Source organism: Polyangium jinanense, assembly GCF_028435265.1.
GTDB classification, from domain to species: Bacteria; Myxococcota_A; Polyangia; order Polyangiales; family Polyangiaceae; genus Polyangium; species Polyangium jinanense.
In genome coordinates this window covers 186,173-212,234 of sequence record NZ_JAGTJK010000013.1, presented here as the reverse complement: position 1 = coordinate 212,234, position 26,062 = coordinate 186,173, and the positions used below count along the sequence as shown (strand labels likewise).

Here is a 26,062-nt window from a genome sequence, read left to right as displayed (position 1 = left end):
CCCGCGCGGACGATTTCTCGTACACTGCGCACCGCAATGGTTGAAGAAGTGAAGGCGGGTGCGATCGCCGTGCTTCCTACGGAGCCGGCGAGCGGGGCGCAAAAGCCTGGGGGTTCGGCGAAGGAGGCCGGAGGCGAGGCGAAGGTCTCCATCGGCGTCCTGAAGGAGATCGAGCCGCGCGAGCGGCGCGTGGCCGCGACGCCGGCGTCCGTCGGGCGGCTCGTGAAGATGGGCCTCGAGGTCATCCTCGAGAGCGGGGCCGGCGCGTCGGCCGGGTTCGAGGACGCGGCGTACGCCGAGGCGGGCGCGCGTATCGTGCCGAAGGCGGCCGATGTGTTCCACGAGGCCGACGTGATCACGAAGGTCCGCCCGCCGGGGGCGCACCCGGAGACGGGCGAGCACGAGGCCGATCAGCTCCGCGCCGGGCAAAAACTCATCTCGTTCCTCTGGCCCGCGCAGAACAAGGAGCTCGTCGAGCGGCTCGGCAAACGCAAGGCGACGGTGCTCGCGATGGACGCCGTCCCGCGCATCACGCGCGCGCAGAAGCTCGACGCCCTGAGCGCGATGGCGAACGTGAACGGCTACCGGGCCGTGATCGAGGCGGCTTCGCACTACGGGCGGCTGCTCGGCGGGCAGGTGACGGCCGCGGGGCGCATCAAGCCCGCGCAGGTCTTCATCATCGGCGCGGGCGTCGCGGGGCTCGCGGCGATCGGCGCCGCGCGCGCGCTCGGCGCGATGGTGAAGGCGTTCGATACGCGGCCCGTCGTGCGCGAGCAGGTCACGAGCATGGGCGCGGAGTTCGTCCCGTTCGAGTTCCAGGGCGAGACGGGCGAAGGCCAGGGCGGCTACGCGAAGGAAGTGAGCGAGGCGTACCTCGCGGCCGAGCAGCAGCTCATCGCGGAGCACTGCCGGACGAGCGACATCGTCATCTCGACCGCGCTGATCCCCGGGAAAAAGGCGCCCGAGCTCATCACGTCGGGCGCGGTCGTGGGCATGCACCGCGGCTCGGTGATCGTGGACCTCGCGGCCGAGCAAGGCGGCAACTGCGCGCTCACCGAGCGTGATCGCACGGTGGAGCGGTACGGCGTGACGATCGTGGGGCACACCGATCTCACGAGCCGGATGGCTCGCCAGGCGAGCGAGCTCTACGCCATGACGATCGTCAACCTGCTCGACGAGATCATGGGCAAGAAGAAGACGTGGGAGCTCTCGCTCGACGACGAGATCCAGCGCGGAATGCTGGTCCTGCTCGACGGCGAGCTCAAGTGGCCGCCGCCGCGCCCCGAGATCCGAGGCGGCGCGCCGGCGCCTGCGCCGAAGCCGCCCGCGCACGCCCATCCGAAGCCGGAGGTCCCGGAGAGTCCGTGGCCCGCGCGGATCGGCACGGGCCTCGCGCTCGCGTTCCTCGCGCCCGTTGGCCTCTTCGGAAGCCAGGAGCTCGTGCAACACCTGACGGTCTTCCTGCTCGCGTGTGTCGTCGGCTGGCACCTCGTCTGGAACGTCACGCCCGCGCTCCACACGCCGCTGATGAGCGTCACCAACGCGATCAGCGGCATCATCCTGATCGGCGGCATGCTGCTCGCGGCGAACGGCGGCGGAGGGGGCGCGCCCGTGGCGGCCCTGCTCGGCGCCGTCGCGGTCTTGCTCGCGTCGATCAACGTGGCCGGTGGTTTCCTCGTGACGCAGCGGATGCTGCGCATGTTCCGCAAGTGAGAGGCCGATGCGCATCACCCTCGTGAACGTCGCTTATCTCGTGGCGAGCCTCCTGTTCGTGATGTCCCTCCGCGGGCTCAGCACGCAGCAAACGGCTCGTCGGGGCAACCTCCTCGGTACGGTCGGCATGCTCCTCGCGGTCGCCGTCACGCTCGGCGCCGTCGTGGCGCCCGAGAACAAGGCCCTCGCGGCCGGCCCTTCGGATCTCGGCCTGCTCGCGGCGGCGATCGGCGTGGGCGCCGTGATCGGCGCGGTGCTCGCGGCGCGCGTCGCCATGACGAGCATGCCCGAGCTCGTGGCGGTGCTGCACAGCTTCGTCGGCGCGGCCGCGGCGCTCGTGGGCATCGCCAGCGAGATGAACGGCGTGCGCGCCGGCGGGGCGCCCGACGTCGCGCACCACGTGGAGATCCACGCGGGCGTGTTCATCGGCGCCATCACCTTCACCGGCTCGGTCATCGCGTTCCTCAAGCTGCGCGGCACGATCGGATCGAAGCCGCTCGTGCTCCCGGCGCGTCACGCGCTGAACGCGTCGATGGTCTTCGCGTGTATCTTCCTCGCCATCGCGGCGTTCCGCGGCGGCGAGGACGTGCGCGTGCCCTACCTGCTCGTGTCCACGGGCGTCGCCAGCGTGCTCGGCGCGCACCTCGTGCTCGCGATCGGCGGCGGCGACATGCCCGTCGTGGTCTCGCTCCTGAACAGCTACTCGGGCTGGGCCGCGTCCGCGGCGGGCTTCATGCTCGGCAACGATCTGCTCATCGTGACCGGCGCGCTCGTCGGCAGCTCGGGCGCGATCCTGAGCTACATCATGTGCAAGGCGATGAACCGCTCCATCTGGAACGTGGTCTTCGCGGGCTTCGGCGAGCAGGGCGGCGCGGTGCCGGCGGCGAAGAAGGGCGAGCCGGCGAAGAAGGTGAACGAGACGAGCATCGACGGCGCGGCCGATCTCCTGCTCGGCGCGAAGAACGTGATCGTCGTGCCCGGCTACGGCATGGCCGTCGCGCAGGCGCAGCACGCGGTCAAAGAGATCACGACGCTGCTCGAGCGGCGCGGCACGAAGGCGCGGTACGCGATCCACCCCGTCGCGGGCCGCCTCCCCGGGCACATGAACGTGCTGCTCGCCGAGGCGAACGTCTCGTACGAGGCCGTGAAGGAGATGGAGGAGATCAACGAGGACTTCGAGGAGACCGACGTCGTCATCGTCATCGGCGCGAACGACATCGTGAACCCGAGCGCGCTCGACGATCCCGAGAGCCCGATCTACGGCATGCCCGTGCTCGAGGTGTGGAAGGCCGGGCGCGTGATCATGCTGAAGCGCGGCATGGCCGCGGGCTACGCGGGCGTCGACAACCCGCTCTGCTACCTCGACAACACGCTCATGCTCTTCGGCGACGCCAAGGCGAGCGTGCAGAAGCTCCTGAGCGCTCTCTCCGCCCGCGCCGAGCAACAAGCGGCCTGACGCCGGCCGCGCGATTCCCGACTCCCGCGTCGTAAATCCCATGAGCGAGATCGATCTCCAGCAAGCAGCCGCCACGGCGCGGGCCGCAGTGGAGGCCGCGTCCGCGGCGAGCCTCGTGCACTTTCGGCGCGGCGTCAGGGTGGAGACGAAGCCCGATCGGACGCCCGTCACGGCCGCGGATCGTGACGCCGAGGCGGCCATCTTTGCCGTCATCCGCGCGCGCTTCCCCGATCATGCCCTGCTCGGCGAGGAGACGGGCGCGCACGAAGGCGCGGACAACGAGGCCCGCTGGATCGTCGATCCACTCGACGGCACGCGCGGGTTTTCGCGCGGCGGCTCGTTCTGGGGGCCGCTCGTGGCCCTCGAGCACCGCGGCGTCATCGTGGCCGGCGCGATGGCCCTCCCCGCGCTCGGCGAAACGTACTGGGCGGCGCGGGGGCTCGGCGCGTTTCGTCAGATCGGAACGGAGCCGCCCGAGCGCCTCGCCGTCTCGGGCATCACGAACATCGAAGACGCGACGCTCTCCCTCGGCGAGCCCCGCTGCTTGCTCGCGCCTCCCCTCGGCGAGCGCGTGTCTCGCCTCGCGCTCTCCGCGGCGCAGGCCCGCTGCTACGGAGATCTCGCCGGCTGCGCGCTCGTGCTCACGGGGCGCGCCGAGGCGTGGATCGAGGCGGGCGTGAAGATATGGGACATCGCCGCGCTCGCTGTCCTCGTCGAGGAGGCGGGCGGGCGGTTCACCGATTTCGAGGGCCGTTCGACCGTCGCCTCGGGCCATTGCGTCGCGTCGAATGGCAAGCTGCACGATCACGTCCTCGCCGCGCTCGCCTGATCTTCCCGAATCCGCGCCATCCGGGTACGCTTCCGCGCATGTCGGACGACGCGGGCTGGATCTTCGACCAAGTAAAAACCCTCGTGCGCGCGGGGACCACGAAGAAGGAGCTCTTCGATTCGGTGAAGGCGATGTGCGCCGATCCGAAGTACGACGCGGTCGCCGAGAAGGTGCGCGGCTACGCGGCGAAGTTATGGAACCGGGCCGAGGCCGAGGAGCGCGGGTGGAAAGATGTGAGCACGAACGACCGCATCGACGCGGCGTTCGAGGACCTCACGAAGCGCGGCATCTTCACCGCGCAGAACTTCACGTGCTGTAGCTCCTGCGGTCACTCCGAGGCCTGGGGGACGATGTCCGAGACCGGCGCGCGCGGATACGTGTTTTACCACCAGCAGGACACCGAGCGCGGCGTCGAGGGCGGCGGGCTCATGCTCGCTTATGGAGCGCGCGAGGACGGTCCCTCCGCGGTCCAGGCCGTGGGCCGCGAGATCTGCGACGCGCTCGATCGGTTCGGCGTTCCTTGGACGTGGAACGGACAATCCGACACGCGGATCGAGATCGAGCCGTTCGAATGGCGAAAGCGGCGCGTCTCGGCGCGGCCGCCGATTCCACTCGGCACGCGCGGAACCGTCCTCCCCCGCCCCGAACGTGGCCCCGCCTGGACCGAGGATCTCGACGGCGAGACCGCCGTGCCCGCCGAGCCTCCGCCCGCGGTCACGCTGCGCCATGCCGATGGCCGCGAATGGTCGGCGTGGACCGAATTCAACGCCCTCCGCATCCGCATCAAGGACAGCGACGGCGACATCGTCGAGCGCAAGCGCGCCTGCCGCGACCCCCGCGCGGAGCTCGACGGGATCGTCGCCGAGCTCCGCGCCGACGGTTTTTCCTGAACGATCATTCCGCCGGCTTGTGAATCTCCGAGCTCGCCCACGATGACGGCGGCGCCCATCCGCCCGTGAAGAGCACCGATCCATCGTCGAGCAGCGCCGCCGCCATCAGGCTGCGCGGGCTGCCCAGTGCGGGCGCGAGGAGCCACGTGTTCGCCGCGGGATCGTAGATCTCGACCGAAGCGAGCGTGCTTCCGTTGTCATTCTCGCCGCCGGCCACGAGCAAGCGGCCGTCCGGGAGCCCGAGCGCCACGTCGTTGAAGCGCGTCTCGTGCATCGACGCCGCGCTCGTCCACGAATTCGTGACCGGGCTCCACCGCTCCGCCGTCGCCACCGCGTGAATGCCGACGATCCCGCCCGCCACGAGGACCCCGCCGTCTTCGAGCAGCGCCGCGACGTGCGCGCCGCGCCGCGCCCGCAACGGGCCGGTTTGTCGCCACCGATCACTCTTCGCCTCGTAGATCTCCGCCGTCGCGAGCCGCGCCGATCCGCCCACGCCCGCCGCGACGAGGACGTTTCCGTCCGCGAGCGCGGTCGCCGTGAACTCGGAGCGCGGCGCGGACATCGGCGCGGCGGGACGGAAGACGGAGGTAGCCGGGTCGAACACGTCGACGAGCGCGAGCGTCCGCGCGCCGTCGTATCCCCCGGCGATGAGGACACGGCCGTCCGAGAGCAAGGCCGCGGCATGGTCGATCCGCGGCGCCAGCATCGAGCCCACGCGCGTCCAGGTATTCGATGCCGGATCAAAAACCTCCGCGCTGTCCATCGGAGCGCCCGGCGCTCGCTCGCCGCCGGCGACGAGCACGCGGCCATCGGCGAGGCGGATCGCGATATGATGTGCACGCGCTTCCGATAAGGTTCCAACGGGAACGAATTGCGCTGCGATCGGATCATACACTTCCGCGGTGGCGAGGTACGAATCGCCGTCGAGGCCCCCGACGACGAGGACGCGGCCGTCCGGAAGCGTGGTCGCCGTGTGCGCGCGCCGCGGCGTCATCATCGACGCCACGCTCCACATACGCCCCGCGTTATCGAACGGGGAACGAATACGAGGCCCGAGCAGGCGTGCAGGCACGGGCAATCGAGCGGGCTCGGGCCCCGCGGGACCTGGGGCGGCATCCGCAGGCAGAGCAGGATGGAGGAGCACGAATCCGAGGGCGAGGATCAAGGAGCGAGCTTGTGGGTGTCGCATTTCTCTCGCCCCGCACGCCCTGGCAAGAGCCGCGCCGTTCGCGTCGGCGCAAAAAAGGAAGGCCGCGAGAACGGGGAGAGCGGTGATACATGGATGCACGAGAACCGTGCCTCTCGCTTGACCCGGGACCGCGCGAGGGCGCATCGTCATTTGGCGGGGGATGGGGAAATAAGGAGGAGAGCGACGACATGCCGGCACCGGGAATGAAAGTGCTCGTCACGGGCTCGACGGACGGTATCGGGCGGGCCACGGCGAAGCTGCTCCTCGAGCAGGGCAGCGAGGTGATTCTCCACGGGCGATCGTCCGAGAAGGTGCGCGAGCTGGCGCATGAATTCGAGCTCGTCACCGGCACCCGTCCCCGCCACGTCGTGGCGGATCTGAGCTCGCTCACCTCGACCGCGTCCATGGTCCGCGCGCTTGCCGCGGAGCTGCCCGCGCTCGACGTCATCGTGAACAACGCGGGCGCCGGGGCCGGCAAGAAGCAGGACGCGCGGGAGGAGACCGAAGAGGGGCACGAAAAGCGCTTCGCCGTGAACTACCTGGCGCCCGTGGTGCTCACCGAGCTTTGGCTCTCGCTCTGCCAGCGCCCGCCGAAGGCCATCCTCAACGTTGCCTCGTCGGGACAAGAGCCGCTCGATTTCGAGGATCTCATGAGCACCCACGGGTACGAGGGGCTCCGCGCTTATCGCAGGAGCAAGCTCGCGCTCATCCTCTGGACCTTCGATCTCGCGCAGAAATACCCCGATATCGCGATCAACGCGGTGCACCCCGGAGCGATGCTCGATACGAAGATCGTGCGCGAGACGTTCGGCCAGTCCTGGGGCAAGCCGGAGGACGGCGCCCGCGCGATCCGCGCCGTTCTCGAACGCTCGCTCGACGAGCAGCTCACCGGCGAATACTTCGACGTCGAACGTACCGCGCGCGCCAACGCGCAGGCCTACGACGACCGCGCCCGCGGGGCCCTCCGCCGCGCCACCGAGACCCTGCTCGCGCCGATCCTCGCGGCGCGCTGACCTCCGACCCGACCTCGCTTTTTTCGTCCCCCGGCCGCGTCCGGAGGCGGGCCTCGGTCCGCGCGGGGCGGGCTTCCGGACGCCCCTGCCGATCGATCGCGCGCCGTTCGGGAACCTTGGGTCCGAACGGCTGTCGATGGAGGCGAGCAGGGAGCAAGCGCCGATCGAATGTGGGGCTCGGCCCCGTTCATCGGACCCCCTCACGGAAGAAAACAGGCTCCGAGCACGAAAACGCTAACCCCCCGAGCCTCTCGCGGGGGCATTTGCCCGCCTCGGCGGGACGGCACGGCAGGAAAGGCTGGCTCACCATGGAAGGCAAGCAGAAGGTCGCGCTCACGTTCGCGCTGTACCAGAATGACGCGCTCGTCCGTCGAGAGACGGTGACGCAAGACATCGTCAAGGTCGGAAAGGATCCGAAGAGCCACCTCCGGGTGGACGATGAATTGGCCTCGCGTATGCACGCGGTCATCGAGGTCGCGTCGCCCGAGGACATCACCCTCATCGATCTCGGCAATGAGCCGGGGACGCTCGTCAATGGCGCGCGCGTCAACAAGGTGAAGGTCAAGGCGGGCGATCAGCTCCAGATCGGCGGCACGAAGATCCTGCTGGAAAAGGCCGAGCCCGTGGCCGTCGCGATCGGCGCGTCGAAGCCCGGGGCAAACCCGTTCGCGTCGCCCTCGGCAAACCCGTTCAGCGCGCCCGCGGCGCCCGCCGCGTTTGGCGGGGCGAACCCGTTCGGCGCGGCGCCCGCGGCGAGCCCGTTCGGCGGCGGGGATCCGTTTGGCATGCAGAACCCGTTCGCGCAGCCGAAGCCGCCCTCGCACGATGAAGTGCCGCACGACGCGCCCGAGGGTTCGTACACGTACCAGCTCGTCAAGAGCGGCCCGGACGTCCCGTCGGACGAGGTCGAGACGCCGTCCGCGTCGGTCGAGGTCATGATTCTTTGGGATCAAATGGTCCTGAACGTCGCGCACCTGACGCCGCCGCGCTCGTATTACGTGGGCGAGGAGGAGACGAAGAACTTCAAGTGCGATTACTTCGTGCCGCAGGAAAAACTCGGCACGACGCGCGCGCCCGTGGTGCTCGCGGACAAGGGCGGGTCGGTGGCGGTGGTGCTCCTGCCGCGGGCGAAGGGCACGATCGAGCTCGCCGGTCAGCCGAAGATGACGGTGCAGCAGGCGATCGACAGCGGGAAAACGCAGCCGTGCGCGGAGCTCTCGGGCGCGTTCCAGATGACGCTGCCTCCGGGCTCGAAGGCGCGGATCGAGGTGGACGGGCTGATTTTCCAGGTGTCAACGGTGAACGCGGGCCGCGTGGTCGCGGGCCACGTGCAGCTCGATACGCAGAATTACCTCTATCACGGTCTGTCGACGGCCGTGCACGTGGGCCTGCTCGCCGCGATGGCGTTTTTCATGCCCCCGATGGGCGCGACCGACGAGGACGGGGTCTCGGACGATCAGAAGTTCATGATCCAGCAGTTCCTCAATGCCGCGGCCGAGAAGGAGCAGGAAGAGAAGCCGACCGACATGACGGCGGAGAACAACGCCGACAACAAGGAGGGCGGCACCGGCACGAAGGCGAAGGGCGAAGAGGGTTCCATGGGGAACCCGACCACGAAGGCGACGGGCAATCGTTATGGCGTACAGGGCCCGCAGGACAACACCGATCCGCACATCGCGCGGCAGGCGGCATTGCGCGACGCGGCCGAGTTCGGCATGATCGGCCTGCTCAATGCGGGCGCCGGCGGCGATCCGAATGCGCCGACGGCTCCGTGGGGCCGCGACGATTCGCTCGGCAATGACGCGCTCTCGGCGCGCGGCAACATGTGGGGCGACAACATCGGCGATTCGTTCGGCGCGGGCGGCCTCGGTTTGTCCGGTATCGGCGAGGGCGGCGGTGGTCGCGGCGAGGGCATCGGCCTCGGCTCGATCGGCACGATCGGGCACGGCGCGGGCACGGGCACGGGCCAGGGCTTCGGCTCGGGTCACGGCCGATTGTCCGGCGCGCACCGCACGAAGCCGCCGCAGGTGCGCATGGGCGCCACGAGCGTGAGCGGACGGCTGCCGCCCGAGGTCATCCAGCGCATCGTGCGCCAGAACTTCGGCCGATTCCGCCTTTGCTACGAGAATGGCCTGCGGAACAACCCGAACCTGCAGGGCCGCGTGGCGGTTCGATTCGTCATCGGCCGCGACGGCGCGGTGTCGAACGTGGGCAATGGCGGATCGGACATGCCGGACGGCGGCGTGGTGTCGTGTGTGGTCCGCGCCTTCTATGGTCTGTCCTTCCCGCAGCCGGAAGGCGGCATCGTGACGGTCGTGTATCCCATCATGTTCAGCCCCGGCGGCTGATCCCCGCAATGGGGGCGCCAGACCCATGACGGTCCGGCGCCCCCGCATTCTCTCGCACGTCCCGATTGAATCACCTGCGCGCGGGTGCGGGGCCCTTGCATTTCGAGGCCCGAGCGGTGGATGCTCGTGTTCACGCATGCCTCGAAAACCTTCGACGATCTACACGGTCGATAGCGTGCCGCCCCACCTCCGCCCCTTGCTCCGTGGGTATGCCCGGGTCGGGAGCGCGGCGCTCCACGGGTACCTGCAGGTCCTGCTGGAGACGTGTCGTATCGAGGTCGAGGGCCGAGAGATCCTCCAGGAGTTGCCGAGCTCCATTTGCTGTTTCTGGCACACGTGGGGCGTGCCGGGTTTCCTCACGATCCTCCACACGCAGAGGGATCGGCGCTTTGGCGCGCTGGTCCACCCGTGGTGGCCCAATGCGATCTGGGACGTCCTCGGGCAGAAGCTCGGGTGGCGCGCGGTGATGGCCTCAGCGGGCCACGGCGGCGCCCAGGGGCTCGACCGCGTCATCGAGTGCCTCAAGCAGGGGTACAGCACCATGGTTGCCGTGGACGGTCCGCGTGGCCCGCTTCATCGCCCCAAACGTGGCGCGTTCCAGATGGCGGTCGCGGCGCGCGTCCCCCTGCTCCCGATGCATGTCGAGTGCGACCGCGCGCTCTGGCTCCCCCGCTGGGATCACATGTGCTTGCCCGTGCCGTCGGCCACGATTCGCGTGCGTTACGGGCCGCCCATCCACGTCACCGAAATGACGTTTGCGAAGGCCGAGGCTGCGCTGAGCGAAGCGCTCGGTCGAGCCTGATCTAACACGGCTGGGAGGCCCTGTCGCGGAGGGCCTCCCAGCACCGGTCCTCGAACCATTTGCTCAAGAAATCGAGCAGCGCGCGGGTTCGTCGAGGTAGCCCCTTGCCCTGGGCCGTGACCGCATGAATGCCGATCTCCCCCCGACGATGCTCCTCGAGCACGAGAACGAGCCGGCCCGCGGCGACCTCGGACGCCACCATGAACATCGGAACGACCGTGAGGCCGAGGCCGGCGATCGCCGCCTGAACGAGGGTGGCGCCGTCGTTCACGTCGAGGTTTCCGTGCACGGGGATGGCCTCGCCGCGGAATCGCCATTCGCCGCTCGCCGGGACGAGCGTATAACGCAGGCAATTGTGGTTCACGAGGTCCTCGGGCGTCTGCGGAATGCCCGCGCGTTCGAGGTAGGAGGGCGCGGCGACGACGACGATTCGATCGGTGGCGATACGGCGAGCGACGAAGCTCGCGTCCTTGAGCCGGCCGATGCGCAGGATCAAATCGAAGCCGCCCTCGATGACGTCGACGAATCGATCGTCGAGCACGAGATCGATCTCGACCTCGGGGTGCTCGCGGAGGAACGCGGCGAGCGCCTGGACGAGGTACATTCGCGAGAATGTCACCGGCGCGCTGATGCGGATGCGGCCGCGGATCACTTCGCTCGCGGCGGAGACGGCGTCCTCGGCGGCGCTCGCGGCTTCGAGGATCTTCTTGCAATGCTCGTAGAAGCGCAGGCCCTCGTCCGTGAGGGCGAGCTTGCGCGTGGAGCGGCGCAGGAGCTCGACGCCGAGGCGCTGTTCGAGGCCCGCGATGCGCCGGCTCACGGCGGACTTCGCGATGCCGGACTGCGCCGCGGCCGCCGTGAAGGAACGCGCCTGCACGACACGCGCGAAGAGGGCCATGGAAGCGAGGGACTCGAGATCGAACGACATGCCGGCACGATAGCAGGTAGGCGCGTCGCGGGGTGCGGGATTGTTGCCCGGAGGAGAACAGTCCTTGCTCCAGGCCCCACCTAATCGAGATCCGCCGGGCGCGTTAAAGAAGAGGGGCAAAGGAGATCGTCATGAAGCGACTTCTCGAGACCCAGGAGCAGAACCTCGCCCTCTTCGTGCAACGCCTCGTCCTCGCCCTCGTGGTGTTCCCCCACGGCGCGCAGAAGCTCTTCGGCTGGTTCGGCGGACATGGATTCTCGGGCACGATGGGGTTTTTCACGAACACCATGCACCTGCCCGCGCCGCTCGCCTTCCTCGTCATCCTGGGCGAATCGGCGGGCGCGGTCCTGCTCGCGTTCGGCGCATTCTCGCGCGCCGCCGCGTTCGGGATCACCTCGATCATGCTGGGCGCGATCGTGACCTCGCATGCGCAGCACGGGTTCTTCATGAACTGGTTCGGCGCGCAGCAAGGCGAGGGCTTCGAGTATCACCTGCTCGCGCTCGCGCTGAGCGTGCCCGTGATGGTCTTCGGCGGCGGCAAGTACGCGCTCGATACGTGGCTCGTGGAAAAGCTTGCGCCCGCGCCGCGGCTGTCCAAGGCTCTCGCCCACGGCTAACCCGCCAAGACGAAAGAGCACGTCATGACCCACCTCACCCTCATCAGCCACGAGCTTTGCCCCTACGTGCAGCGCGCCGCCATCGTGCTCGCCGAAAAGGGGGTCGCATTCGATCGGGTCGACATCGATCTCTCGAAAAAACCAGACTGGTTCCTCGCGATCTCGCCGCTCGGCAGGGTGCCTTTGCTCCGCGTGCGCGACGAAAACGGAAAAGAGGCCGTGCTCTTCGAGAGCCTCGCAATTTGCGAGTACCTGGAGGAGACGCTTTCGGGGCCGAAATTGCACCCGGAGGATCCGATCGAGCGCGCCCGTGACCGCGCGTGGTTCGATCTCGCCTCGGGCCTGCTCGGGGACATCTGGGCGCTCGAAACGACGAAGGATGCCGAGGTGTTCGAGGCCAAGCGCAAGGCGATCGTGTCGAAGGTGGAGATCCTCGAAGGCGCGGTCTCGGACGGGCCGTATTTCCACGGGCGCACGTTCAGCATGCTCGACGCCGTCATCGCCTCGGCGTTCCGGTACTTCGAGGTCATCGACGCGATCAAGGACACGCGCGTGTTCGAGAAGGCGCCCCGCGTGCGGGCCTGGAAAGCCGCGCTCGCGGAGCGGCCGAGCGTGAAGAATGCGGTGCCGGCGAATTACCCGGACAAACTGCGCGCGTTCCTCGCGTCGCACGACGCCTACCTGCTTCGTCAGGCGCCCGAAGGCGCCTGAACCACGCCGCCCGTCACCCCATCGGGGTGCACAACTCGACGAGAAAGCCGTCGAGATCCCGCACATAAGCAACGGTTTGTCCCCACGGCTTCGTCTCGGGCGCGCTCATGGCCGCGGCGCCCGCGCCGACGGCGACCGCGAAGGCCGCGGGGACGTCGGGCGTGGTGAGCGCGATCTCGACCGCGGCCGCAGGTTCGGTCGGCCGGCTCGCGCGGAACGAAAAGCCGTGGGATCCGGCGAGGGATTCGCTCGCGAAGGCGAGCGCGGTCGCGCCCGTCTCCATCTCCGCATATTGCTTGGATTCGTGGACGAACCGGCGCGCGAGCCCGAAGGCACGCTCGTAAAAGGCGACGGCCCGCTCGACGTCCTGCACATAGAGAATGACATATCCGAGCTTCATGCCGGCGGCTTGTAGCACGGAGCGGGCGCCGGACTCAAGCGCGGAGCGTCGCTCGGCGTTTCAATAGGTGAACGTGGTCCACGTACCGAAAAAGTCGACGTCCGTGCCGCCGGCCTCGACGTACGCCGGGCCCGCGAACACGTGCGAATACTCCGCATTGAAGGACAGGTGCCGCGTCGCGCGGTAGCCGAGCGAGAGGGACATCTGGGCGGCGGTGAACGGAGCCCGCGACTCGGTCGCGCGGATGAACGGAGCGCCGGGCGGCTGGTAGACGGCGTCTTCGACGGCCTGGCGCCAGAAAAACGTGCAGCCGGCCTCGGCGCTCACGGTGCCCCTTTCGAATTGCATGAGCGGGTGCACCTCGTAAAGGTTCGTCGGATAAATCGCGGGCAGCGCGCTGAAAAACGTCTGGTTCGGGAAGAGCGGGTGAAACGTCGAGACGGTGCCGTCGCCGGCGCGCGAATCGCCGCTCAGGGCGTCCCATCGGACGCCGATCCGGAGCGGCGAAAAGGCCCCGGGGAGGCGCTGCCAGAGGCCTCCCGCGAATCCCCAGGCGAGGATCGACGCGTCGCCGACGGTGCCGCCCTGGAAGAGCCCGTGCACGATGTACTCGAACCCCGAAGCCAGTTCGCCGAACGCGCGGACGCCGAGCGTGTGGCGCACTTCGCGGCCGCTGATTTCGCGATAGGTGACGTCGGGCCGGTCCCGGCCGAGGTAAAACGCGTCGAGGCTCGCGGCTTTCCCGGGGGCCACGGCGAGCGTGAAATAGGTGCCCCAGAACTTGCTCTGGAAGCTGGGCGCGTCATCGAAGACGCCGCGCTCGAGGGCCGGGACGGTGCCAAAGAAGGTGTCGTTTTTCCACGTACGTCCCGAGAGGGAGATACGCGCGAGGTCGAACGATTGCCGGACGTTCGTCCCGTCCCTCGCACTCACCCAGCGCGTGGATCCGAGCGACATCTCCTGGCGCCCCGCGCGCGCGACGATTCCGACGCCGCGGGCCTTACCGCGAATCTCGAGGAAGAACTGCGGCGCATCGAGGAGGTTCGCGCCGGGCGGCTCGTCGCGCGCGGGGGCGCCGAGCGCCTCGAACGATCCGATCTGCGCGAAGAGTCGGATCTGCCGGTGAAACACGAGATCGGCGTGCAGGAGGTTGCGGACGAAGAGGACGCTCTCCCGCGGCTCGGCAGAGGCCGGCGCGAGATCGACGGGCGCGAGATACTCGTACCGCAATCGATGCTGGCCGCCGATGGAGAGGTGGCCGCCGGGCCAGAGCGGCACGTATTTGAGGCGGTCGAAGGGGTCGTCGCCGCGCGTGTGCGCGAGGTAGCTGTAATCCTCCAGGTATCGCAGGGATTGATAACGCGGGGCCGGCGCCGCCGTTCGCTCGCCACCGTGGACGTCCTGCGCGCGCGGCGCGGAGATCGGCGTGGTCGCGAGGCCGAAGAACACGCCCGTCGCGAGGACGAGCGCCGAGGTTCGAGCAGGTCGCATCAGGCGCCCTGTGAAGGAGCGCGGTGGAGGTATCGGCGAAGGAGCGCCTCGTACCGGTGCCGGAGCAAGTGATCGATGGAATGGCGGCCCGGTCCGACGAGCGCGAGCGTCAGGTATGGCAATGCATAAAGGAGCGCCGCCTGCACATCGGCGCCCTCGAAGCCGCGCACGGCGAGGAGGAGGACCATCGCCATCGTGAACACGATCGGCAAGGCAGAAAGGCGTGTCAAAAGGCCGAGCGCGCAAAGGACGCTGCAAAGCCCCTCCGAGACGAGCGCGAGGAGGAAGCTCGGCGCGTGCCCGATGCCGATCGGATCGGGAAACGAGCGGAGCTCCTCGTCGAAATGGGCGAGCTTCGGGCGCATGTGAAAGGCCCAGATGAGGAGGGCCGCACCCACGCGAAGCACGAGCAGGCCGGCGTCACGGGAACGATCGAGGAGATGGCTGATGCGATGTTCGGGGGTTGTCACGGTTCCTCCCTGTGCGCGCGGTCCGCGATTTCGAGGCCCCGCGCACGGGCGGCGGCCGCCGAGCGCGCGTCGACGAGGTGCACGACGCCTGCGTCTTCGGAGAGGGCACGAATGCGTTCGAGGAGCGCCTTGTCGGCCGCGACAGCGCGGCGGTGCTGGCGGAGGTGCTCGGCCCACGAGGCGACGAGGAACGTCTCGACCAGCCCGTCCTTGCCGCCGAGGTCCTCATAAAGCGCCCAATCGATGGCGCCGTCACGACGCCGGAGGGATTCGAGCTCCGGGGCGAGCGAGAGGAATTCGGCGCGCTGCTCCGGTCGCACGACATAACGGCGCTCGACGAGCACGGGGCCGGCGTCGATATCGATCGGGACCTCGATCACGGGCTCGGGCCAGGCATCGAAGCTCGCAACGTCGTCCTTCCGCGCGGCGCCGAGCTTCCAGCGGAGCGCCGAGAGCAAGCCGGCGAGCACGCAGGCCGCGGCCGCCGAGAGCGTCGCGGCGCTGCCGATGCGCCCGGCGAGCGTGCCCCACGCGAAGCTGCCGAGCCCGAGGCCGCCCTGAAAGACCAAAAGGTAAAGGCCGAGCGCGCGGGATTGCACCCAGCCCGGAGCCGCCGAGCTCGCGGCGACATTGAAGCTCGACATGATGCTGATCCACGCAACGCCCGTGGCGAGCATGGACACATAAAGCGCCGCCTCGACCCGGACGTGCGCGAGGACGGCCATCGACCCGGCATACACGACCGTCGCAATGGCGACGAGCCCGTCGGAGCCGAGTTTTTGGCGCGCGCGTGGCATGACGGCGGCCCCGGCGAGCGCGCCCGCTCCGATACAACCGAGCAAGATGCCGAAGCGGAGCGGAGTCATGTGGAGCTCGCGCCGCGCGATGACGGGGAGGAGCGCCCACAATGCGCTGCCGGCCAGGATGAACGCGGCCGCGCGGACGAGCACGGCCCGAAGCGCGGGCGCCCGGCGCGCGAAACGAAGGCCCGCCACGATGGCGCCCGCGACACGCTCGGGTGGCAAGGTCGCTTTCGTGACGGGAGGTTTCCAGCGGAGGACCTGGATGACGACGACGAAAAACGCGAGCGCGTTGAACGAATAAACGGGCCCGCTGCCCGCGAGGGCGAGGCCAATGCCGCCGATGGCAGGGCCGAGCGCCCGCGCGACATTGACGGCGACGCCGCTCAAGGTGACGGCCGACGCGAGCTCGGCTTTGTCGACGAGCGACGGGAGAACGGCCTGCCAGAGCGGCGCCGAAAGCGCCGCGCCGAGGCCGAGAGCGAACGTGAGCGCGAGCAGGCTGGTTGGGCCGAGGAGCCCAGCAAAAGAGAGCGCAGCGAGCAGGACCGAGACCAGCGCCATCCACGTGGCGAAGGACGCAAGGAGCTTTCGGCGATCGAAGATGTCGCCAAAGGCCGCCGCGGGCAAACCGATGAGAAATACCGGCAAGCTCGAAGCCGTCTGGAGCAGCGCCACGTAGACCGGCGCCGTCCCGAACGACGTCATGTCCCAACTGCCCGCCGCATTCTGGATCCAGAGCCCGACGTTCGAGGCGAGCGCGCCGAGCCACAAGGATCGAAAGACCTCGCGGCGCAGCGGCGCCCACGCGTTGGGCGCGGCGGTCTGGCTTGCCCCTGCCATCATTGCGGTTTTTCCTTCTAGAACGCCCAGCAAGAGCAGCCGAGGACGCCCCAGAATGAGCTCTCATCCGAGGCGGGGATGTGCGAAAGGAGCGCGCGGGCCCGATCGTGGCCGTGCACGGCGCACGGATCCGCGGCGAAACAAGCGGTGCTGAGGGCATGGCCGCGGCCCTGCGAGGGGGCCACGCGGCGCTGGTAGCCGCCGAACGTGCGCACGGGGGACCAGTCGGGCATGGCGGGCGGCAAGGGCGGCGCGAGCGATGCGTGCTCCTCGGCGCCGTGGACCACCTTGCCGCCGAGGATCGTCAGGACAGACTCGATGTCCTGGATCTCGTCCTCGGGCACGGTGAGGTAATCGGCGGAGAGCACGGCGAGATCCGCGAGCTGCCCGACCTTGATTTGCCCCTTCTTGCCCTCCTCCGAGGAGAACCAGGTATTCCGCTCGGTCCAGAGCCGCAGCGCCATTTCCCGGTCCAATCGGTTGTCCTCAGGGTAAAGCGACAAACCGCCGATCGTCTTGCCGGTGACGAGCCACGCGAGCGAGACCCAGGGATTGTAGGAGGCGACGCGCGTGGCGTCCGTACCGGCGCCGACGGGCAATCCCGCCGCGAGCATCTTTCGCACGGGCGGCGTATGTTCGGCCGCACGTGCGCCGTAGCGCTCGACGAAGTATTCGCCCTGGTAAACCATCCGGTGCTGCACCGCGATGCCGCCGCCGAGGGCCGCGACCCGATCGATGTTGCGATCCGAAATCGTCTCGGCGTGGTCGAAGAACCAGTGCAGGCCGCCGAACGGGATGTCACGATTCACCTTCTCGAAGACGTCGAGCGCGCGGGAAATCGTCTCGTCGTAGGTGGCATGCAGGCGGAACGGCCAGCGGCCCTCGACGAGCACACGCACGACGCCCTCGAGCTCGGTCTCCATCGACGCGGAAAGATCGGGCCGCGGCTCGCGGAAATCCTCGAAATCGGCCGCGGAGAAGACGAGCATCTCGCCGGCGCCGTTGTGCCGGAACGAGTCGTCCCCCTGCCCCGGGCTCACCATGCCGATCCATTTGCGGAAATCGTCGACCTCGCCGCCCTTGTTCTGGGTGAAGAGGTTGTACGCGATGCGCAAGGTGAGCTCGCCATCGGCCGCGAGCTTGCGAATGATCTCGTAGTCCTCGGGGTAATTCTGAAAGCCGCCGCCCGCGTCGATCACGCCCGTCACGCCGAGCCGGTTCAACTCGCGCATGAAATGGCGGGTCGAGTTGAGCTGGTATTCGGGGGGCAACTTCGGCCCCTTCGCCAGCGTGGCGTAGAGAATGAGCGCATTGGGCTTCGCGAGGAGGAGGCCCGTCGGCTCGCCATTCGAATCACGCTGGATCTCACCGCCCGGCGGGTTCGGGGTGTCCTTCGTGTAGCCGCAGACGCGGAGCGCCGCCCGGTTGAGCAAGGCGCGATCGTAGAGGTGCAGGATGAAGACGGGCGTGTCGGGCGCGACGCGGTTCAACTCGTCGAGCGTCGGGAGGCGCTTCTCGACGAACTGAAGCTCCGTGAAACCACCAACCACGCGCACCCATTGCGGCGCAGGCGTCACCGCGACCTGCCGCTCGAGCATGTGCATGGCATCGGCAAGCGAACGCACGCCGTCCCAGCGGAGCTCCATGTTGTAATTGAGCCCGCCGCGAATGACGTGCAAATGGCTGTCGATCAGCCCAGGAACGACGCGGCGGCCCCGAAGGTCGACGACACGGGTGCGCTCGTCCGCAAGCGCGAGGATCTCTTTCGTGCCGCCGACGGCGGAGAACTTGCCGCCCTCGATCGCCACCGCCTCAGGCGCAGGTTCGCCCGGGTCGAGCGTGGTGAATCGTCCATTCGTGAGAATCAAGTCCACTGCCATGTCGACCTCCTCGCTTCCTCGACCTATGCGCGGGGCGTTGCCCCGCACCCCAGAAGGGGGCTGTCCGCCCCCTTCACCCCGGACCAGGCACGGCCTGGACCGAGGGCGGAAAAACCACGCGATGCGCGGTTTTTCCGACGGGCCCGTGGCAAGACCACGAGCGGCGTTGCCAACCAAGACAGCAGCGCTGCCCTACCTGCTGGGAACGTTTTCCCTGTCGACAGCGCGCATCGCGCGCTGTCGCCCCGCGTCCAGGGCTTGCCCTGGTCCGGGTCCAGGGGTGGATAACCCCTGGTCGGGTCCGGGGTGAAACCCCGGCGCTACGGGGCAGCGCTGCCGCCGAACCTAATCTTGGCATACGTGATGCCGAGACCATACGCGCCTCCGAGCTCCTTGGCGAGACCCGTGACGGTCGTACGTCGCGGTGCGCGCCCAGTTGCATGAGATGCCTCCTCTGCTCGATGTCGACCGAGTTCGAGCCCGGCCGAGGCACGCGGGGAATCTATCGGCCTGGCGGAGCCTTTCGCAATCCGCATTCGAATGATGGGACCTATCACCTCGGCCGATGGTTCCGGCGTCGACTTTTTGCTTCGCGTGGCCGATGCGGGAGGCCTGCGTCGCGCGGGCAGAGCTTCGCGAGCTCCGCGAGTATCCAGCGATGGACCGGGCCAAAAGCCGCGTCCGGTCGGTAAATGGCAGAGAGATGAAATACGTGCTCGCCTTCACCCCAGGGCTCGGGCTGGATTCGCGCGAGGCGCTTCGACCGTACGTCAGCCTGCACCACGTGCTCGGGCAAGTTGCCCCAGCCGAGCCCGGCCCGCACGAGGGCGTGCTTCGTGGCGAGATCGGCCACGCAGAACGTGCGAAACGAGAGCACGGAGTGCTCATCCCCCTGCTCCGGCGCCGCGAGGACGACTTGCACGTGCTCGGCGAAACGCGATGCGGGAATGCGGCCCTCGTGCCGCGCGAGCGGGTGCTCGACAGAGACGACCGGAATCATGCGAATGGGCGAGAGTACCTGGCGCTCGAGGCCCGGGGGGATGCCCGTCGCGCCCACCACGCCGAGCGTGGCCGCGCCCGAGAGGACACGCGCGGCGACGAGCGACGTCGGCTGCGTATCGACGCGCAGATCCACGGAGGGAAAGGCGGACGCGAGGCCGCGGCAGAGATCGACGAGCGCACAGACCGGGAAAAGAGCGTCGACGCAAAGAGAGACGGAGGCTTCGAGCCCCGTGACCATTCCCGCCGCGAGCTTGCGCAGCGAATCGGCCTCGCCCACGACCCGGCGAGCGGCGGTGAGCATGGAGCGCCCCTCGGCGGTCAAGGTCGGCAGCTTCGTCGAGCGATCCCACAGGGCCACGCCGAGCTGCGCTTCGAGGTTCCCGATCGCCTGGCTGACGGCCGATTGCACACGGCGCAGCTTGCGCGCGGCAGCCGAGAAACTCCCCTCGTCCGCCGCGGTGATGAACACGCGGAGCTGATCCAGGGTCACCGTGTCGAGCATGGGGAAATCCTATCTCTTTCTTGCGCAGACATCCGCACCTGGGTTGAGCCTGACGCCTGTTCAAACCGTACGTGCGGTTTTCCCGCAAACGGCGTCGTTCCTTCGTCCAGCTCGGACCCCTCAGCCGCTTTCGCAGGTTGGCGCGCGGACCCCGCCTGGGCTTGACGCGAGATCCGGCGATCCGACATTGCCGCGAGGGAGATGTCGTGAGGGCGGTCGTCTACAAAGGTCGGCTCGACGTCGCGGTCGAGGAGGTCCCCGATGCGCGCATCGAGGAGCCGACCGACGCGATTGTGCAGATCACCTCGGCCGCCATCTGCGGCAGTGATCTGCACATGTACGAAGGCCGCACCGCCGCGCAGCCAGGGACCGTGCTCGGCCACGAGCCGCTCGGCGTCGTGGAGGAAGTCGGCTCCGCGGTCGAGCGGGTGAAAAAGGGCGATCGGGTGGTGATGCCCTTCAACATCTCCTGCGGGACGTGCTTCAACTGCAAGCGCGGGTACACGGCGGCATGCCTCAACGTCAACCCGAGCGCGCACGGCGGCGCGTACGGGTACGTGGGAATGGGCCCCTTCCGCGGAGGGCAGGCCGAGCACCTCCGGGTGCCGTTTGCCGACACCAACTGCCTCTCGCTGCCCGGCGAGCCGAGGGACGTCTTCGAGAACGACTTCGTGCTCCTCGCCGACGTGTTCCCGACAGGCTGGTTCGCCACGGATCTGGCCGCCGTGGAGCCGGGGATGAGCGTGGCCGTCTTCGGCGCGGGGCCCGTCGGGCTCCTCTCGGCGTACGCGTCATCGCTGCGTGGAGCGGACGAGATCTACGTCGTCGACTACGTGCCAGACCGGCTCGCCCGGGCCGAGGCGATGGGCGCAACGGCCATCGACTTCATGCGCGGCGACCCGGTGGAGCAGATTGTCGCGCTCCGGAAAGCCCAGGGGATCGCTACCGCCAAAATGGATGGCGTGATGTCTGGCATCGAGGCCGTCGGATTCCAGGCCGTCGACTGGACGGACCCATCCCACGAGGCGCCGAATCGGATCATCGAGGACCTGATCCGCCTCGTCAATCCGACCGGCCACATCGGCATCGTTGGCCTCTACGTCCCCGAGGACCCGGGCGGGAAAAACCCGCATGCGAAGAAGGGAGAGCTCCAGATCTCGTTCGGCAAGCTCTGGGAAAAAGGAATTTCCTTCGGAACGGGCCAGACGCCGGTGATGCGTTATGGTAGCCGCCTGCGCGATCTCGTCACCTCCGGCCGGGCCCGCCCGAGCCAGGTCGTGACCCACAGGATGCCGCTCGACGCCGCGCCCGAGGCGTATGCCAAGCTCAGCCGCCGCGAGGACGGGTTCGCGAAGGTGGTCCTCGACCCGCACATGTAATGCAAGGGGGAATGGGGAAGTGACGACCGATCTCATCGCGAGATCCGGCGCGGCTGGGGCACTCATATCGCGGCTCGAGTGGTCGAAGACGCCGCTCGGCCCCCTCTCGGACTGGCCTCCGCGGGTGAGGGTGCTCATCGAAACGGCGCTCCCGAGCGGCATCCCGCTCTGCGTGCTCCTCGGGACCGATCCGGCCCACGCGCGGGTCGTTTACAACGACGCGTTCTCCGCGCTCCTCGGTCACAAGCACCCCTCTGCGATGGGGCGGCCTGCGCGCGAGGTGTGGCCAGAGAGCTGGGATTTCTTCGAGTGGGCGCTCCGCCAGGTCTGGTACGCCGGGCAGCCGGTGACGGGGAAGGATCTCATGCTTCTCCTCGATCGCGGCAACGACCTCGAGGAGGTGTACGTGTCGATTTCATTCAGCCCCATCCGCGACGACCAGGGCGCCGTGTGTGGAGCGCTGATGTGCGGCATCGAGACGACGGGCTCCGTGCTCGCCGCGCGGCGCGAGCGCGCGCTCCGCCTGCTCACCGAGGCGCTCCGCCCGGCGAAGACGGAGGACGACTTCTACCGGATCATGCCGAAGGCCCTCTCCTACACGCTGAAGGACGTCCTCTTCGCGTTCCTCTACGAGTTCGATCCGGCCGGCACGAGGGCCACGCTGCGCGCCTCCGCGGGGCTCGCGGCCGAGGTGCCCGAGGCGCTCCGCGAGATCGTGCTCTCGCCCGGGTGTCCCTGGGAGATGGCGTGCGTGGCGCGCGAGAACCAGATGCGGCTCGTCCCGGTGTCGGGCCTCGGGCTCTGCGTGATGAACGCGCTCGCGGGCCCGACGCACGCGGCGGTCCTCCCCGTGACGGGCGGCTCGCCGTCGGGCCGCGCCGGCGTGCTGGTCGTGGGCCTCCGCCCGGCCCGCGCGCTCGACGACGACTATGGCGCCTTCGTCCACCGCGTCGCGCGCGAGATCTCCGTCGCGCTCGCCGACATCCAGAGCCGGCGAGCGGCGGAGTTCCACGCGGCGGCCGTGGCCGAGTCGAGGCTCAAGGACATGTTCCTCGGAATCGCCTCCCATGAGCTGCGCACGCCGCTCACCTGCCTGAAGCTCAACGTGCAGCTCGTCCACCGCGAGCTCCAGGCGCTCGAGCCGCGCCTCGCCGAGCGGCTCGAGCGCCTCACTCGCTCGATCGATCGCATGACGCGGCTCGTGAACGAGATGCTGAGCGTGTCGGCGATCGCCGCGGGCAAGCTCGCGCTCCGAGAGACGCACTGCGATCTACGCGCCATCTGCAGGAGCGCTGGGGCCGAGCAGTCGCAGGTGGCGCGTCGGCCGCTCTCGCTCCACCTGCCGGAGGAGCCCGTCCACGTCCTCGCGGACGAGGACAGGACGGCCGAGGTGATAACGAACCTGCTCGCCAACGCGTACAAATACTCCGCGGCGGAGGAGCCCGTGGACCTCTCGCTCGAGCAGTCCGGCGCGGAGGCCATCGTCACGGTGAAGGACCGGGGGCCGGGCATCCCGAGAGACTCCCTCCCTCACGTCTTCGATAGGTTCTATCGCGTTCCCGGCGTGAGCGTGCGCACGGGCTCCTATGTCGGCCTGGGGCTCGGCCTCTACCTGTCCAAGGCGATCGTCGAGCAGCACCACGGCCGCATCTGGGTGGAGAGCGAGGTGGGCCGGGGGAGCGCGTTCTCGTTTTCGATGCCGCTCGCGGCGTGATCGGGGGCGTCCCTTTCCCCACGCGTCCGGCAGGCAGACGCATTTCGCCGTGGACCCGGGACGAGCGCTCGGACAAACTGCGCCGCGCGTCAGGACGACGCACGAGGAGAGTCGAGCACATGACCGAGGCAAAGACGTACACGGGCGGGTGTCACTGCGGGAAGGTTCGTTACGAGGTGAAGACCGGCATCCAGGACGTGGTGTCGTGCAATTGCACCATTTGCATGAAGACGGGCTCGTTCCTGGCCTTCGTGCCCGCCGCGGCGGTCGAGGTCCTCTCCGGCGGGGACATCGTCAACGATTATCAGTTCGGCAAGAAACACATCCATCACCTGTTCTGTCCGACCTGCGGGGTGCGCTCGTTCGCCCGCGGCTCGATGCCTGACGGGACCGAGATGTACGCGATCAACGTCCGCACGCTCGACGACGTGGACCTCGGCGCGTTCAAGGTGAAGGAGTTCGACGGGAAGAGCCTCTGACGAGGCTCGGGCAGATGAGCTCCGCCTTCGCCTTCGGAAGGCGAAGGCGTGATCTCCGCGTGTTAGGCAGGCGCGGCCGCGCGGTGCGCTCGGAGCGCGAAGGCCGACAGGCAGGTGACGAGCCCAAAGCACGCGATGGCGAGCCACGCGGGAGCATACTGGGACGCCAAGGTCGCCGTGCCGGTCAGCGCGACGAAGAGCGCGACGCCGACGGCACCGCCGAGCTGCCGCGCCGTGTTGAGGATGGCCGTCCCCGTCGCGTATTCGGACGCCGGCAGCGAGGCCGTTCCTCCCGCGAGGAAACCCGTCTGCGCGATCCCCGCGGCCGCACCGAAGAGCAGCGACGCGGGCAGGAAGTGCGTCGTCCACGTCGGCACCTGATCGAGCAGCGCGTACCACCAGAACGCCGCGAGGACGAACAGACCTCCGCCCACGATCGTCGCGTACCGCGGCGGCACGGAAAGCCGCCCCGCGACGAGCGCCGTGACCGCCGCCGTCGCCGGGCCCCACGCGAATCCCGCGCCAGCGACGAGCGTGTCCCATTGCCAGACCGAGGTGAGGAACAACGTTCCTCCGAGGAGCATCATCGCAAAGCCGATGTAGAAGCAGCCCATGCCGATCGTTGCGACTGCAAAGGTTGGAATACGAAAGAGTCGCAGGTCGAGCGCGGGGGACGCGGAGGTTCGGCAGCGCCGGACGAACCAGGCGAGCAGGACGACGCCGACGGAGCTCGTCACGAGGAAACTCGGGCTCAGGGCGCCCCAGTCCGGGGCGTACGAGATGGCAGCGACGATCGCGCCGATGCCGAGCGCGAGCAGGGACGAACCGAGGAGGTCCGGCACGTCGGCTCCCCCATATGCCGTGTCGACGAGCTCTTTGCTCCGCCACGTCGCCACGGCCACGAAGGGCACGTTGATGAGGAAAATCAGGCGCCAGTCGAGGTGAACGAGCGCGCCGCCGACGACCGGGCCGAGCGCAGCCGCGACCGCGCCGGTTGCCGCCCACACGCCGACCATTTGCGTGTGCTTCTCGCGCGGATAGGCCGCGAGGACGAGGCCCAGGCTGGTCGGGACCATCATCGCCGCGCCGATTCCCTTGACGGCGCGTGCGAGGATCAGCATCGAGACGCTCGGCGCAAGGGCACAAGCCGCGCTCGCGACGCCGAAGACCACGAGTCCGAGGCGGAAGACGCGCTTGCGTCCGTACCGATCCGCGAGCCTGCCCGCGGGGATCATCATCGCGGCGAAGAGGATCGAGTACGCGGAGAGGACCCACGAGAGGGCCTGGTTCGTCGTGTCGGCGAAGCTCTGCTTGATCGACGAGAAGGCGATGTTGACGACGAAGAGATCGAGCGACGAAAGGACGCTGGCCGTCCCGACGATGAGCAAGGTCTCGACCGGTCGATGTTTCGTGGAGGAGTTCGTCACGGCGTGACTCCTTCGAGCTCGGCGAGGAACGCGCCGACGTTTTGAGCCCAAAGCTCCGGATGCGCTTGCGTGAAGTGGCCGAACGACGCGCTCGTGCCTGGCTGAATGACGTATTTCCCGCGAGGAACGCGCCGCATGCTCGATTCCAGGATGCCGAGCGCGACGGGATTGAACTCGTCGTCGGAGAAGTTGAGCGCGAAGACGCGGGCGCGAATGCGCTCCAGCGCCGGGCTCGGGTCGTAGTCGCGCGATGCTTCGAGCGAGTAAAGAATGTCGTTCGCGTCCATACGAGCGGCTTGCGCGGAGGCGTCGCGGACGAACGCGTCGGCGGTGTCGCGATCGGGCACGGTCTCGTGGAGGTGGGGGACGCCGTCGAGCATCATGCGGAAGACGGGGAACGCCTCGGTCCATCCGCGCGGCGGGCTCGTGTAGTTGCCGCCTTCCCACGTGGGATCCTTTCGGATGTGCATGGCCACGAAGCGCCGCCAGATCAGGTTGCGCCCGGAGATAGGCGCCGGCAGCGCGACGATCGGGAGGATCGCGTCCATGAAATCGGGGTAACGCACGGCCCATTGCCATGCGTTCATCCCGCCCATGGACAACCCCACGATCGCGTGAAGATGGTCGAGGCCCAGCGCCTCGGTGACGGTGCGGTGCTGCAAGCCGACGATGTCGTCGTATCCGTACGAGGGGAATCGTGCACGCATGCCGTCGCTCGGCTTGCTCGAGCGCCCGTGCCCGAGCGCGTCGAGGAAGACGAGGTAATGACGCGAGAGATCGAGCGGTTTGCCCGGCGCATACAGCGCGTCCGCGAAGGCGCGTCCCTGGAGGACGTCGCCGCTCGATCCCGTCCAGTGGAGCATCAAGACGGCGTTGACGATGCGCCCGCGGTCGTCGCGGCGAGGCGTGCCGGCCGTCGCGTAATGGATGCGGACCTCGTCGAGCACGCGGCCGTCAGCGAAACGAACGTCGTGAAACACGGCCGTGCCGTCGTTCGCTGCAATCACGCTGGCCGAGGTGAAAGGGGCGGCCGTCGTCGGCTGCGCCCTCGCCTGCGACGGGGCCGGCGTTTCGGCCGGCGGAGAGGCCACGCACCCGGCGCCGGCGAGGCCCAGGGTCACCATCACCCATGTCGATAGGTGCATATGCACCTTTATGAACCGACGATTCATCGAGGTC

Annotated in this window: 22 protein-coding genes; 12 read left to right on the top strand and 10 right to left on the bottom strand. The window is 68.6% G+C overall.

Going from position 1 to position 26,062, the window contains the following annotated elements:
* Nucleotides 1–36: 36 nt before the first annotated feature.
* From KEG38_RS24300 to KEG38_RS24285, 4 genes are read left to right on the top strand one after another with little or no spacing between them, the layout of a single operon-like run.
* On the top strand, nucleotides 37–1,713 hold the full coding sequence (locus KEG38_RS24300; RefSeq protein WP_272422260.1) for a Re/Si-specific NAD(P)(+) transhydrogenase subunit alpha: 1,677 nt from the start codon (nucleotides 37–39) through the stop codon (nucleotides 1,711–1,713).
* 7 nt (nucleotides 1,714–1,720) lie between these two features.
* Nucleotides 1,721–3,169, top strand: a complete 1,449-nt coding sequence (locus KEG38_RS24295) for an NAD(P)(+) transhydrogenase (Re/Si-specific) subunit beta (protein WP_272422259.1) — start codon at nucleotides 1,721–1,723, stop codon at nucleotides 3,167–3,169.
* 40 nt (nucleotides 3,170–3,209) lie between these two features.
* The gene (locus KEG38_RS24290; RefSeq protein ID WP_272422258.1) at nucleotides 3,210–3,998 is read left to right on the top strand and encodes an inositol monophosphatase family protein; all 789 of its coding nucleotides are present in this window, start codon (nucleotides 3,210–3,212) and stop codon (nucleotides 3,996–3,998) included.
* Between the two features lie 38 nt (nucleotides 3,999–4,036).
* Entirely contained in the window at nucleotides 4,037–4,888 is an 852-nt protein-coding gene (locus KEG38_RS24285) for a DUF6891 domain-containing protein (RefSeq protein ID WP_272422257.1), read from the top strand.
* 4 nt (nucleotides 4,889–4,892) lie between these two features.
* Here KEG38_RS24285 and KEG38_RS24280 read toward each other — a convergent pair whose 3' ends face one another.
* Nucleotides 4,893–5,885, bottom strand: coding sequence for a Kelch repeat-containing protein (locus tag KEG38_RS24280; RefSeq protein WP_272422256.1), 993 nt, complete (start codon nucleotides 5,883–5,885; stop codon nucleotides 4,893–4,895).
* A gap of 380 nt (nucleotides 5,886–6,265) precedes the next feature.
* On the opposite strand from KEG38_RS24280, the gene KEG38_RS24275 reads away from it, so the two are divergent.
* The 3 genes from KEG38_RS24275 to KEG38_RS24265 all read left to right on the top strand — a co-directional run bounded on the left by KEG38_RS24275 (nucleotide 6,266) and on the right by KEG38_RS24265 (nucleotide 10,240).
* The gene (locus tag KEG38_RS24275; RefSeq protein ID WP_272422255.1) at nucleotides 6,266–7,090 is read left to right on the top strand and encodes an SDR family NAD(P)-dependent oxidoreductase; all 825 of its coding nucleotides are present in this window, start codon (nucleotides 6,266–6,268) and stop codon (nucleotides 7,088–7,090) included.
* A gap of 308 nt (nucleotides 7,091–7,398) precedes the next feature.
* The gene (locus tag KEG38_RS24270; protein ID WP_272422254.1) at nucleotides 7,399–9,438 is read left to right on the top strand and encodes an AgmX/PglI C-terminal domain-containing protein; all 2,040 of its coding nucleotides are present in this window, start codon (nucleotides 7,399–7,401) and stop codon (nucleotides 9,436–9,438) included.
* Between the two features lie 136 nt (nucleotides 9,439–9,574).
* A complete protein-coding gene (locus tag KEG38_RS24265; protein ID WP_272422253.1) occupies nucleotides 9,575–10,240 on the top strand; it encodes a lysophospholipid acyltransferase family protein in 666 nt (221 codons plus the stop codon).
* 1 nt (nucleotide 10,241) lies between these two features.
* On the opposite strand, the gene KEG38_RS24260 is transcribed toward KEG38_RS24265, so the two are convergent.
* Complete coding sequence (locus KEG38_RS24260) at nucleotides 10,242–11,168, bottom strand: LysR family transcriptional regulator (RefSeq protein ID WP_272422252.1); 927 nt, start codon at nucleotides 11,166–11,168, stop codon at nucleotides 10,242–10,244.
* A 131-nt stretch (nucleotides 11,169–11,299) separates the two neighbouring features.
* Here KEG38_RS24260 and KEG38_RS24255 point away from each other — a divergent pair, with 131 nt between their 5' ends.
* A complete protein-coding gene (locus tag KEG38_RS24255) occupies nucleotides 11,300–11,785 on the top strand; it encodes a DoxX family protein (protein WP_272422251.1) in 486 nt (161 codons plus the stop codon).
* 24 nt (nucleotides 11,786–11,809) lie between these two features.
* Nucleotides 11,810–12,496, top strand: a complete 687-nt coding sequence (locus KEG38_RS24250; RefSeq protein ID WP_272422250.1) for a glutathione S-transferase family protein — start codon at nucleotides 11,810–11,812, stop codon at nucleotides 12,494–12,496.
* Between the two features lie 13 nt (nucleotides 12,497–12,509).
* Here the strand turns inward: KEG38_RS24250 and KEG38_RS24245 are convergent, their stop codons facing one another.
* The 6 genes from KEG38_RS24245 to KEG38_RS24220 form a co-directional block, all read right to left on the bottom strand.
* Complete coding sequence (locus KEG38_RS24245) at nucleotides 12,510–12,896, bottom strand: VOC family protein (protein WP_272422249.1); 387 nt, start codon at nucleotides 12,894–12,896, stop codon at nucleotides 12,510–12,512.
* 60 nt (nucleotides 12,897–12,956) lie between these two features.
* Nucleotides 12,957–14,387, bottom strand: coding sequence for an alginate export family protein (locus KEG38_RS24240; protein WP_272422248.1), 1,431 nt, complete (start codon nucleotides 14,385–14,387; stop codon nucleotides 12,957–12,959).
* A complete protein-coding gene (locus KEG38_RS24235; protein ID WP_272422247.1) occupies nucleotides 14,387–14,857 on the bottom strand; it encodes a DoxX family protein in 471 nt (156 codons plus the stop codon). The genes KEG38_RS24240 and KEG38_RS24235 overlap by 1 nt, the downstream gene beginning before the upstream one ends.
* On the bottom strand, nucleotides 14,854–16,503 hold the full coding sequence (locus tag KEG38_RS24230) for an MFS transporter (RefSeq protein WP_272422245.1): 1,650 nt from the start codon (nucleotides 16,501–16,503) through the stop codon (nucleotides 14,854–14,856). The genes KEG38_RS24235 and KEG38_RS24230 overlap by 4 nt, the downstream gene beginning before the upstream one ends.
* Before the next feature lie 14 nt (nucleotides 16,504–16,517).
* On the bottom strand, nucleotides 16,518–18,380 hold the full coding sequence (locus KEG38_RS24225) for an amidohydrolase (protein WP_272422244.1): 1,863 nt from the start codon (nucleotides 18,378–18,380) through the stop codon (nucleotides 16,518–16,520).
* Nucleotides 18,381–18,933: 553 nt separating this feature from the next.
* Nucleotides 18,934–19,884, bottom strand: coding sequence for a LysR family transcriptional regulator (locus KEG38_RS24220; protein ID WP_272422243.1), 951 nt, complete (start codon nucleotides 19,882–19,884; stop codon nucleotides 18,934–18,936).
* A gap of 206 nt (nucleotides 19,885–20,090) precedes the next feature.
* Here KEG38_RS24220 and KEG38_RS24215 point away from each other — a divergent pair, with 206 nt between their 5' ends.
* The 3 genes from KEG38_RS24215 (at nucleotide 20,091) to KEG38_RS24205 (ending at nucleotide 23,456) form a co-directional block, all read left to right on the top strand.
* Nucleotides 20,091–21,263 (top strand): glutathione-independent formaldehyde dehydrogenase, encoded by a 1,173-nt coding sequence (locus KEG38_RS24215; protein ID WP_272422242.1) that lies wholly within the window; start codon nucleotides 20,091–20,093, stop codon nucleotides 21,261–21,263.
* Nucleotides 21,264–21,282: 19 nt separating this feature from the next.
* Nucleotides 21,283–22,977, top strand: coding sequence for a sensor histidine kinase (locus KEG38_RS24210; RefSeq protein ID WP_272422241.1), 1,695 nt, complete (start codon nucleotides 21,283–21,285; stop codon nucleotides 22,975–22,977).
* A gap of 119 nt (nucleotides 22,978–23,096) precedes the next feature.
* Nucleotides 23,097–23,456 (top strand): GFA family protein, encoded by a 360-nt coding sequence (locus KEG38_RS24205; protein ID WP_272422240.1) that lies wholly within the window; start codon nucleotides 23,097–23,099, stop codon nucleotides 23,454–23,456.
* Between the two features lie 62 nt (nucleotides 23,457–23,518).
* Here the strand turns inward: KEG38_RS24205 and KEG38_RS24200 are convergent, their stop codons facing one another.
* Complete coding sequence (locus KEG38_RS24200; RefSeq protein WP_272422239.1) at nucleotides 23,519–24,883, bottom strand: MFS transporter; 1,365 nt, start codon at nucleotides 24,881–24,883, stop codon at nucleotides 23,519–23,521.
* A complete protein-coding gene (locus KEG38_RS24195) occupies nucleotides 24,880–26,055 on the bottom strand; it encodes an alpha/beta fold hydrolase (protein WP_272422238.1) in 1,176 nt (391 codons plus the stop codon). Before KEG38_RS24195 ends, KEG38_RS24200 begins: the two co-directional genes overlap by 4 nt.
* Nucleotides 26,056–26,062 lie beyond the last annotated feature (7 nt).

Bases quoted from the DNA above. Each gene is read 5' to 3' on its own strand.
- KEG38_RS24255 (WP_272422251.1), top strand. From the start codon at position 11,300: ATGAAGCGACTTCTCGAGACCCAGGAGCAGAACCTCGCCCTCTTCGTG.
- KEG38_RS24265 (WP_272422253.1), top strand. From the start codon at position 9,575: ATGCCTCGAAAACCTTCGACGATCTACACGGTCGATAGCGTGCCGCCC.
- KEG38_RS24230 (WP_272422245.1), bottom strand. From the start codon at position 16,503: ATGATGGCAGGGGCAAGCCAGACCGCCGCGCCCAACGCGTGGGCGCCG.
- KEG38_RS24300 (WP_272422260.1), top strand. From the start codon at position 37: ATGGTTGAAGAAGTGAAGGCGGGTGCGATCGCCGTGCTTCCTACGGAG.
- KEG38_RS24260 (WP_272422252.1), bottom strand. From the start codon at position 11,168: ATGTCGTTCGATCTCGAGTCCCTCGCTTCCATGGCCCTCTTCGCGCGT.
- KEG38_RS24220 (WP_272422243.1), bottom strand. From the start codon at position 19,884: ATGCTCGACACGGTGACCCTGGATCAGCTCCGCGTGTTCATCACCGCG.
- KEG38_RS24270 (WP_272422254.1), top strand. From the start codon at position 7,399: ATGGAAGGCAAGCAGAAGGTCGCGCTCACGTTCGCGCTGTACCAGAAT.
- KEG38_RS24275 (WP_272422255.1), top strand. From the start codon at position 6,266: ATGCCGGCACCGGGAATGAAAGTGCTCGTCACGGGCTCGACGGACGGT.
- KEG38_RS24245 (WP_272422249.1), bottom strand. From the start codon at position 12,896: ATGAAGCTCGGATATGTCATTCTCTATGTGCAGGACGTCGAGCGGGCC.
- KEG38_RS24195 (WP_272422238.1), bottom strand. From the start codon at position 26,055: ATGAATCGTCGGTTCATAAAGGTGCATATGCACCTATCGACATGGGTG.
- KEG38_RS24205 (WP_272422240.1), top strand. From the start codon at position 23,097: ATGACCGAGGCAAAGACGTACACGGGCGGGTGTCACTGCGGGAAGGTT.
- KEG38_RS24240 (WP_272422248.1), bottom strand. From the start codon at position 14,387: ATGCGACCTGCTCGAACCTCGGCGCTCGTCCTCGCGACGGGCGTGTTC.
- KEG38_RS24225 (WP_272422244.1), bottom strand. From the start codon at position 18,380: ATGGCAGTGGACTTGATTCTCACGAATGGACGATTCACCACGCTCGAC.
- KEG38_RS24290 (WP_272422258.1), top strand. From the start codon at position 3,210: ATGAGCGAGATCGATCTCCAGCAAGCAGCCGCCACGGCGCGGGCCGCA.
- KEG38_RS24295 (WP_272422259.1), top strand. From the start codon at position 1,721: ATGCGCATCACCCTCGTGAACGTCGCTTATCTCGTGGCGAGCCTCCTG.
- KEG38_RS24280 (WP_272422256.1), bottom strand. From the start codon at position 5,885: ATGATGACGCCGCGGCGCGCGCACACGGCGACCACGCTTCCGGACGGC.
- KEG38_RS24250 (WP_272422250.1), top strand. From the start codon at position 11,810: ATGACCCACCTCACCCTCATCAGCCACGAGCTTTGCCCCTACGTGCAG.
- KEG38_RS24285 (WP_272422257.1), top strand. From the start codon at position 4,037: ATGTCGGACGACGCGGGCTGGATCTTCGACCAAGTAAAAACCCTCGTG.